The following is a 9206-nucleotide window of genomic DNA, read 5'->3' on the forward strand; positions in this document are numbered from 1 at the left end:
GCTCCAGCGTGGCCGTCGCGCAGTGCCTGTTGTGGCACACCGAGGTAGAAGCCGAAACGATAACCATACCCACTGGTCTGCTGGGGTTGGACGCCGACAGCGCGACGGCCACGCTGGAGCAGGCGCGCGAGAAATTCCGCGAGGGCTGTGTGCGCGCCCACCGGGAACTCGCGCCGTCCAAGGACTGTCGCTTCTACAACCGCCTCCTGGACGTGCCGATTCGCCGCGGCGGTGCCCTGCTCCCCGATGTGCAGCAGCATCTGCTGGAGTGCCGCTACTGCCGTTACGCGGCGGACCAGCTCAGTCATTTCGAGGGCGGACTCGGCGGGGTCATCGCCGAGGCCGTGCTCGGCTGGGGCGCGCGGCGCTATCTCGACTCCCGGCCCGGCCGGATGCCGTTCAAGGGGAATTCGAGACGTTCGGGGGGCGGTGGCAAGCACCGTCTGCTCTCCCAGATCCCCGCCCAGCGCCGCCGGATCACCGCCGGGGCACGCACCCCCCGGGCCCTGCTCACCGTCGGCGTCTCCTCCGGCGCGCTGCTCGCCGCGATCCTCGGTGCCGCCCTGCTGTCCGACGACGGCAGCGGTGCGGACCCCGCCGCGTCCACCAGCGCCGGCGGCGGTGTCACCACGGCGCCCGACACCGGCGACGAGAGCGGCACCAGCGCCTCGCCGACGCCGCCCGCGAAGGCCGGCCGCCCCACGGCACCCCAGCAGACCCGGCTGCGCAACCAGGCCGCCGACCTGTGCCTCGACATCCAGGGCGGCAAGGCCGTGAAGGGCGCCTCCACGGAACTAGCCGTGTGCTCCTCCGACTGGACCCAGAAGTGGTCCTACGAGGAGGACGGGCTGCTGCGCAGTGTCGCCAACCCGGAGCTGTGCCTGGACTCCCAGGTGGACGCCGGTGTGGTCGTGCTCGGCACCTGCGCCGACGAGGACTCCGGGCGCGGCGAGGACGTGCGCTACGACTTCACCGTGCAGGGGGAGTTGCTGCCCCTGTGGGGCGAGGGGCTGGCCGTCGCCCCGACCGGGACCGAGGCCAAGGCCGATGTCGTGGTGAAGGGCCGGGACGACTCCAGCGCCCAGCGCTGGCTCACCGACGGCGTCACCGCCAGCCCTGAGTCGCTCTCCGTCTCCGGCTCCGGGGCGCCCACCGCCGAGACCGAGCCGGTCACGAAGGAGCCGAAGGCGAAGGAGAAGGCGCCGGCGCCGGATGCGCGGAAGCCGGACGAGCCCGAAGTCTCCCCGGACGCCGAGCAGAACGGCTCGATCATGTCCATCGGCGACGACACCCCGACCGAATCGGAAGCGAACTCCGACACCCAGCCCTCCCTCACCACCCTCCACCTGCCGAATCTGCCGACCCTGCTGCCGGGGGTGCTGCCGGGGGGCGACTCGTAGGAAGGGGCGGCGCGACGCGTGGCTGTGACCAGCGCGTGCGGTCATGCCCGGGGCGCCGCATCCGCGGCGCCGGTGCCGCGGGTGAGGAGGTCGGCGACGCGGGCGATCATCCGGCTCTCCTCGCCGTCGCGGGGGGTCGTCGGGTGGTACGCGAGCACGAAGCGGCGCCGCTGGTCGCGGGTGGAGAACGCGGCGTTCTTGTAGCCGTACGTCTCGCCGGTCTTGCCCCAGAACGTGACGCCGTTGACGGTGGCCTGCTGCAGCCCGGTGCTGTAGCGGGCCGGGGAACCGTCCAGCATGCGCACGTCGTCCGGCGGAAGCGTGAACATCAGCCGAAGCAGCTCAGGGGGCAGCAGTTCGCCGGAGAACAGCGCGGCGAGCATCCGGTCGAGGTCCCCCGTGGTGGAGATCATGTCGCCCTCGCCGCGGCTGGGCGACGGATCGTAGGTGGTGATGTCCCGCAGGGTGCCGTCGGTCATGCGCAGATAGCCGTGCACGTGCCGGCCGTGGATGCGAGGGTCGTCGCCCGGCACGACGGTGTGCGTCAGATCCAGCGGTCGCAGGACGCGGGCCTCGACGGCCTTCCCGTAGGGGCGGCCGGTCACCTTGTCGATGATGAGGGCGGCCAGTACGTAGTTGATGCCGCGGTACTCCTGCCGGGTGCCCGGGGCGAACTTCAGCGGCCCGTGCGTCGCCGTCGCCACCCACTCGTGCGGCGTCCAGTGGTCGAAGCGGTGCTGGAACACTTCCTCCGGGGTCCTGGGCTCCGGGATGCCGACATGGTCGGGCAGTCCACTGGTGTGGTTCAGCAGGTGCGCCACGGTGACAGCCGCGAAGCGGCGTGGCAGCAGCCCCGGCAGGACGCGCCGCACCGGCGCGTCCAGGTCGACCCGGCCCTCCGCCACCAACTGCAGCACGACGGTGGCGACGAAGACCTTGGTGATGCTGCCGATCCGGACCTTGTCGTACGCCGTCACTGGCCGTCGCGTGCGGTGATCGGCCACGCCCGAGGTGCCGTACCAACGGCCGGCCGTACCGCCGACCTGTAACTGGGCCGCGGTCGACGGAGGGTGCTCCAGGTCGTCGACAGCAGCCTGCAACGCCACGGGATCCAAGGGCGGGAGCAGCGCGGACGAGGCATGGGCGCGGGGCGCGGGCAGCACCGAGGCGGCGGCCAGCGCGGCCGTCCCCCACAGGCCGACGCCCCCAAAAGCCCTGCGTGACATACGAATCGAGGTCATGCCCTCACACTGCCGGACGGCCACACACCCGGGCATCGGGGTCCGCCCCGGAGAGAACCCCGATCACACCCTGACCCGCCCCGCACACGGATGACCTGCCTGACACTGCCACATCGCCCGGTTCAGGAGGCCTTCGCGGGGGACCGCTTCGTCGTTCTGGGCTTGCTCGGGCCGCCTCCGGCGGACTTGGCGGGCGGGCTCTTTCGGGGCGTCGGCTTGTTCGTGGTCGGCTTCGCAGCTTCGGTCGATGCCGTGCGGCTGCCCGCCGTCCGCCACGTGAACTCGATCTCCAGCTCGACCTCGCCGTCGCCGATCTCGACCTCGATCTCGCTGCGGAGGTCGTCGGGGATCCGCAGGCTCAGCGTTCCGGGGGTGAGTTCGATGTCGGCCTCGCCGCCCGCCCGCAGGGCCTCGGCCAGCGCCGTGAGTTGGTCGGCCGCCTCACGACGGGACAGCGAGCGCTTCTGCTCGAACTTGAGGTCCTTCATGGAGGTCTCCCATCCCTCACCCAACGGGTGGACAGTGACCATTCTGCTGCCGCGGGCGGAATCGGACATCCGAGACATCCGCATGGGCCCCCGCCGAAACGGTCGCACCAGGGGGCCCACCAGCCCTTCCCGTGCGTGCGGCCCGGACCCGCTCTACCGTTGAGGGAGACCCCGAGCTCGCGGAACCCGAGCCCCTGCGCCCATGTCTCCCCCGGCTCGCACCTCACCTGGAGGCTATTCGACATGTCCACTGCATCTGACACCCCGGTCCTGGACACCCTCGCCGCCATGACGGTCGACTCGTTGGAGCGGTGCGGGCTGCCTCCGGACATGCTGATCCTCACGCGGATCGCCGCACTCGCCGCGTCGGACGCCCCGCCCATCTCCTATGTGGCCCACATCGACCCCGCCCTCAGGACCGGCCTGACCGCAGAGCAGCTCCAGGACGTGCTGGTCGCCATCGCGCCCATCGTGGGCACCGCCCGCGTCATGACGGCGGCGGGGAACATCTCCACCGCACTCGGCATCGCCATCGCCGTCGCCGACGCCGGGATGGAGCCCCGGGCCTGACCGTACGGGCCGCAGCACCACAGGCAGGAGGGGCTCGATGTCCCAGAACGCGACCACGGCGATGCGCGCGGCACCCCACGCCACGCCCGGGGAACGCGCGGCCCTCGGCAAGGCGGCGCGCCGCCGCTCGCCGCGGTCGGGTCACGCCGTGTACAAGCCGTCCCCCCACCGGCCGGACCCGCTGTCGATCCTGGAGACGCAGTCCGCGACACGGGTGCCCGAACTCGTCCCGATCCGCTACGGCCGGATGATGGAGTCCCCGTTCCGCTTCTACCGGGGCGCCGCCGCGATCATGGCCTCCGACCTGGCCCGCAGCCCGAGTTCGGGTCTCACGGCGCAACTGTGCGGGGACGCGCACATGCTGAACTTCCGGCTGCTGGCCTCGCCGGAGAGACAGCTGATGTTCGACATCAACGACTTCGACGAGACCCTGCCGGGCCCCTGGGAGTGGGACGTCAAGCGGCTCTCGGCCAGTCTCGTCATCGCGGGCCGGGCCAACGGGTTCGACGACGCCCAGCGCGCCCGTATCGTGCGGGCCACCGTCCGCCAGTACCGCGAATCGATGATCCGCTTCGCGGAGGCGGGCAACCTTGAGGTCTGGTACGCGAAGATCGGCGCGGACGTCCTCGAAACCCTCGTCGCGGGCCGGCTGGGCAAGCGCAGCCAACGGAATCTGAGCCAGGCCCTGGCCAAGGCCCGTACCCGCGACAGTCTGCAGGTGTTCGACAAGCTCACCGAGACGGTCGACGGCCGGCCCAGGATCGCGGCGGACCCCCCGCTGCTCATCCCGGTCTCCGATCTGCTGCCGGCCATCGAGCGCGCCGGTCTCGAACGCCAGTTCAGGGGTCTGCTGGAGCGGTACGCCACGACCCTGCCGTCCGACCGGCGCTCGCTCCTCGCGGACTACCGGCTCGCCGACGTCGCCCGCAAGGTCGTCGGTGTCGGCAGCGTGGGCACCCGGTGCTGGATCTTCCTCCTGCTCGGCCGGGACGGCCGGGACCCCCTCTTCCTCCAGGCCAAGGAGGCCGACACCTCCGTCCTCGCCCCGCACGTCGGCGCGAGCAAGTACGCCAACCAGGGCGAGCGGGTCGTCTCGGGCCAGCGGCTGATGCAGGCCACCAGCGACATCTTCCTCGGCTGGGAACGGGTGGACGGGTTCGACGGCAAGCAGCGCGACTTCTACGTCCGTCAACTGCGCGACTGGAAGGGCATCGCCATGCCGGAGCGGATGCGGCCGAAGGACATGCGGGCGTTCGGCGCGCTGTGCGGGTTCACCCTGGCGCGTGCGCACGCCCGGTCCGGCGACCGGATCGCGATCGCCGCGTACCTGGGCGGCGGCGAGTCGTTCGACCGGGCCCTCGCCACCTTCGCGGAGGCCTACGCCGACCAGAACGAGCGCGACCACGAGGCCCTGACCCGGGCCGTACGCGCGGGCCGGCTCCCCGCGCAGGAACTGCAGGCCGCCTGATCCAGCCCTGCCCCGCCGCCCTGCCGCCGCCCCGTCGTCACGCCGGGGCGGCGGCCAGGCAGCCCCCGTCGACCGTCGCGGGCGTCCGGTGTCCTGAGAGAGCCAGGGTGAGGTCGAACTCGGCCAGCAGGGAACGGACGACGTGCTCGACGCCGGTCCGGCCGTCGAGGGCGAGACCGTATACGTACGGACGGCCGACGAGGACGGCCCGGGCACCCAGCGCCAGCGCCTTGAAGATGTCGTCGCCGGTGCGGACACCGCTGTCGAAGAGGACGGTCAGCCGGTCCCCGACCGCCTCGGCCACCCCCGGCAGCGCGTCCGCGGCGCCGACGCAGCCGGCCACCTGACGGCCGCCGTGGTTGGACACGACCACACCGTCCACCCCGGCGTCGGCGGCGAGCCGGGCGTCGTCGGGATGCAGAACGCCCTTGAGGACGATCGGCCCGTCCCAGTGCTCCCGCAGGAACGCGAGGTCGGGCCAGGTCTTCCCCGGATCCCCGAACATGCCCACGAAGTGCAGTACGGCCGCGTCGGGATCCTCGTGCACCGGCTTGGCGAGCCCCGCCCGGAACGCCGGGTCGGAGAAGTAGTTGGCGGTGCCGACGCCGTGCAGGAACGGCAGATACGCCCGTTCCAGGTCCCGGGGCCGCCAGCCGAGCATCGGTGTGTCCAGGGTGACGACCAGCACCGAGAACCCGGTGCCCCTGGCCCGCGCGAGGAAGCTCCGGGTGACCTCGCGGTCCTTCGCCCAGTACAGCTGGAACCAGCGCTCCGCGTCGCCCATCACCTCCGCGATCTCCTCCATGGGTGTGCTGGACGCCGAGGACAGGATGTACGGCACGCCCTGCGCGGCGGCGGCCCGGGCGGCGGCGGACTCCGCGTCGGGGTGCACGATCGACAGCACGCCGACCGGGGCGAGGGCCAGGGGCGCGGGCAGGGTACGGCCCAGGACCTCGACGGTCAGGTCCCGTTCCCGCACGTCCCGCAGCAGCCGGGGCACGATCCGATGGCGGTCGAGGGCGGCGCGGTTGGCGCGGGCGGTGCTGCCGTCGCCCGCGCTGCCCGCGACGTAGCCGACGGGGCCGGCACCGAGACGGTGCGCGGCGAGTTCCTCCAGCCGGGTGAGGTCGGTGGGCAGCCGCGGCACGGCTCCCGCCATCCCGTTCAGATAGATCTCGTACTGGAAATCCGCCCAGTGCTTCGCCATCCGCGCCGTCCCGCCTCTCGTCGTCGAGCACGCCCCGTTCCGTCGACGATCCTGACGAGTCGGTCCGTCGCCGTCCACCACCGGGACGCGATGCGCCACTTCACCGCCGCTCCCGCCACTCTCGTCCCCCGCGTCCCGACATGAACAACGGAGGTCTCAAGGAGGTCTCACGGGGGTCGATCCGGGGTTCGTCACGGCGGCAAGCGGAATGTTTCAGGCCGATTGCCGAGCCGTGGAGATCCAGCCATCTGTGATCAACCGACGATCAAGAGCCGCTCAGAATCGGGGTTTGCATGTTCGAATTCCGTGACTTCGCGCCACTACTTCAACACTCAAAGTTACTGAAACCTATGGGGTCGATGTGTGTTCCGGCCGTGGACCCGGCAGAGTGGCGCTCGCCGAACCGGCACCGATCGGGCGGGCTTCGTCCACGTGACAGGTGAGACGAAACCGCCGGCAATCCAAGAGCGGAAGGATGCACACAATGCCGAAAACCGCGCGATGGGCAGCGATTCTCACCCTGACGGCCACCGCCGTCTGCGGCCCCTTCGCGGGCTCTGCGCTGGCCGCCCCGCAGCCCGGCACGTCCGGGCTGTACGCGCCCTCAGCCCTGGTCCTGACCACGGGCCACGGTGAGGACGCCGCGGTCGCCACCCCTGAGCGCGCGGTCACTCTGACCTGCGCGCCGCGCCCCTCCGGAACCCACCCGGCCGCCGTCAAGGCGTGCGCCGAACTCCGGGCGAGCGACGGGAACTTCGACGCCCTCAACGGCACGACCGGGGCGTTCTGCACCAAGCAGTACGACCCCGTGATCGTCACCGTCCAGGGCGTCTGGGAGGGCAAGCGCGTCGCGTACGAGCGTGTCTTCTCCAACGACTGCGTGAAGAACTCCGCGACGACGGCCCTGTTCTCCTTCTAGAGGGGATCCCGAGACCGGGGTCGTGTGGTTCCGCGAGTGATGAGCGAGGGCCCGTAACTGGGGAGTGCGTGCCCTGTCGTGGTGCGCCACGCGATCCCATCCGGGGGTCGGCCAGGCAGAGTGGGGCTGCCGGCCGACCCCCGGCATCTTGTTTCCGGGGTCGAGGGCCCGACCGGTCACTCGGAGGTGACGGTCCAGCGGCCCACCTCCCGGTGTCCGGAGTCGTACAGGGCCTGCCCGTCGCCCGGTGCCATCTCGCAGTGGCGGAGGTTTCCGCCCCAGTACCGCAGGATGCGCTCCAGCTCCTGGACGGCGGTGCCCTCGTCCCAGCCCGTACTGTCCAGGTCGACCTCGAGAAGGAACTTCACTGCGCGCGTCTCCACTTCTGTGTGGCTCGGATTGCGTACCGGTGCGGCCGGCACGGTGTACACCTGCCCCAGGCCCCTCCATCGTTCCACCCGATGTCCCGGCCAACCGCTGAACCGCTGAGCGTGGCTTCGCCGTTGGCGCGAGGGCCGGTCTCCCGTGGTCCGCGCACGCGTGGGGCCGGGCGGTCCGTCGCCCGGCCCCACGCGCGCCGTTCACCGGCCTCGCCGGTGTGAGTCGCTGTGTCAGTCGCGGTCTCGGTCGTGGTTACCGTCGTGCCGCGACTCCTCCTGGGCCCGTTCGTTCGGCGTGATCGCCTCACCGGCCTCGCCCCGGTGGCGGCGCTGCCGGGCGGAGTCGGTGACGCGGGTCTCCGCCTCCTCGGCCTCGTGCAGGACCTCCTCCAGGGCCGTCTCGGGCCGGTCGCCGGACGCACGCTTCTGGTGACGGGTCATGGGGTTCCTTCTCCTTTCCTGTGGCGTCAGCCGGCCGGTGTCGCGATCCGCAGGGCGACCGGGCCGGCCTGACTCGGCAGCGGGGCGGCGGGCCCCGCGTCGTCCTGGGTGACCTCCGCCCACCAGGCCGGGCCGTCCTCGATGTGCCGGAGGAACACGCCCTCGCGGATCGCCCACGGGCAGACGGTCACCGACCTGAGGTCGGTCAGCTTCATGGTCGTGTGCCCGACCACCGCTCCGGCCAGGCTCTGCGCCGCGCGCGGTACGGAGATCCCCGGGAGCGTGGACCGCTCGGCCGCGGGGAGCGCGGCGAGGCGGTCGATCGCGCGCGCCAGGTCCGACCGGTGCAACTCCCGCTCCACGAACGGGCCGTGCCGACCGGGTGAGGCGCCGCAGAGTCTCGCCAACTGCTGGAACGTGCGGGAGGTGGCCACCGCGGTGCGCGGCCCCTCCCATCGGATCCGTGCGGCGACGTCCCGCAGTTGGTGGCGGACCTTGCGGCGCAGCGCCTTGACGCTGTCGGGCGACGGGATGTCCTGCCCGCCGAAGAACTCATGCGTCAGCCGGCCCGCGCCCAGCGGCAGCGACGCCACGAAGTCCGGCAGCCGCCCCCGCCCGAACGCCACCTCCAGGGAGCCGCCCCCGATGTCGAGCAGCGCGAGCGGCCCCGACCGCCAGCCCATCCACCGCCGCGCCCCGAGGAAGGTCAGCTCCGCCTCCACCTCACCGGGGAGGGTGCACAGGCGTACGCCGGTCTCCTCGCGCACGGCGCGCAACACGTCCCGGCAGTTCGGCGCGGAACGCACCACGGCCGTCGCAAACGCCAACGGGGCCGAGGCGCCCCAGTGTTCCGCCGTCCGCGCCGCGGCCGCGACCGCCTCCGACAGCTGACGTACGGCTTCGTCGGGGACGTCCCCTCCGGGAGGCACCTGCTCCGACAGCCGCAGCCGCCACTTGGCGGTGTGCACCGGCAGCGGCACGCCGCCCTCGGTGTCCGCCACCACGAGCCGTACGGTGTTCGATCCCACATCCACCACGCTCATCCGCATGACCCGGGAGTACCCGCGAGCCGCCGCGACACGCGTGTCGCGG

Annotated in this window: 10 protein-coding genes; 4 read left to right on the forward strand and 6 right to left on the reverse strand. The window is 72.0% G+C overall.

Going from position 1 to position 9206, the window contains the following annotated elements; genetic code table 11:
- Nucleotides 1-1400: RICIN domain-containing protein (locus tag AOK23_RS36410; RefSeq protein ID WP_055716788.1), on the forward strand; the 1400-nt coding region annotated here is incomplete at its 5' end.
- A gap of 41 nt (nucleotides 1401-1441) precedes the next feature.
- On the opposite strand, the gene AOK23_RS36415 is transcribed toward AOK23_RS36410, so the two are convergent.
- Entirely contained in the window at nucleotides 1442-2641 is a 1200-nt protein-coding gene (locus AOK23_RS36415) for a serine hydrolase domain-containing protein (protein ID WP_055716789.1), read from the reverse strand.
- A gap of 122 nt (nucleotides 2642-2763) precedes the next feature.
- Nucleotides 2764-3129, reverse strand: coding sequence for an amphi-Trp domain-containing protein (locus tag AOK23_RS36420; protein ID WP_055716790.1), 366 nt, complete (start codon nucleotides 3127-3129; stop codon nucleotides 2764-2766).
- Between the two features lie 243 nt (nucleotides 3130-3372).
- Here AOK23_RS36420 and AOK23_RS36425 point away from each other — a divergent pair, with 243 nt between their 5' ends.
- Nucleotides 3373-3699, forward strand: coding sequence for a carboxymuconolactone decarboxylase family protein (locus AOK23_RS36425; protein WP_055716791.1), 327 nt, complete (start codon nucleotides 3373-3375; stop codon nucleotides 3697-3699).
- Between the two features lie 37 nt (nucleotides 3700-3736).
- On the forward strand, nucleotides 3737-5167 hold the full coding sequence (locus AOK23_RS36430) for a DUF2252 domain-containing protein (RefSeq protein WP_055716792.1): 1431 nt from the start codon (nucleotides 3737-3739) through the stop codon (nucleotides 5165-5167).
- A 37-nt stretch (nucleotides 5168-5204) separates the two neighbouring features.
- Here the strand turns inward: AOK23_RS36430 and AOK23_RS36435 are convergent, their stop codons facing one another.
- Nucleotides 5205-6374, reverse strand: coding sequence for a lactate 2-monooxygenase (locus AOK23_RS36435; protein WP_055716793.1), 1170 nt, complete (start codon nucleotides 6372-6374; stop codon nucleotides 5205-5207).
- Nucleotides 6375-6858: 484 nt separating this feature from the next.
- On the opposite strand from AOK23_RS36435, the gene AOK23_RS36440 reads away from it, so the two are divergent.
- Nucleotides 6859-7293 (forward strand): protease inhibitor, encoded by a 435-nt coding sequence (locus tag AOK23_RS36440; RefSeq protein ID WP_055716794.1) that lies wholly within the window; start codon nucleotides 6859-6861, stop codon nucleotides 7291-7293.
- Nucleotides 7294-7469: 176 nt separating this feature from the next.
- Here the strand turns inward: AOK23_RS36440 and AOK23_RS36445 are convergent, their stop codons facing one another.
- The 3 genes from AOK23_RS36445 to AOK23_RS36455 form a co-directional block, all read right to left on the reverse strand.
- Nucleotides 7470-7661: a hypothetical protein gene (locus tag AOK23_RS36445; protein ID WP_055512888.1), complete on the reverse strand. Its 192-nt coding sequence runs from the start codon at nucleotides 7659-7661 to the stop codon at nucleotides 7470-7472.
- 243 nt (nucleotides 7662-7904) lie between these two features.
- A complete protein-coding gene (locus AOK23_RS36450) occupies nucleotides 7905-8114 on the reverse strand; it encodes a hypothetical protein (protein ID WP_055716795.1) in 210 nt (69 codons plus the stop codon).
- Nucleotides 8115-8140: 26 nt separating this feature from the next.
- Nucleotides 8141-9163, reverse strand: a complete 1023-nt coding sequence (locus tag AOK23_RS36455; RefSeq protein WP_055716796.1) for a Ppx/GppA family phosphatase — start codon at nucleotides 9161-9163, stop codon at nucleotides 8141-8143.
- Nucleotides 9164-9206 lie beyond the last annotated feature (43 nt).

This window comes from Streptomyces torulosus (genome assembly GCF_001419765.1).
Taxonomy (GTDB): Bacteria; Actinomycetota; Actinomycetes; order Streptomycetales; family Streptomycetaceae; genus Streptomyces; species Streptomyces torulosus.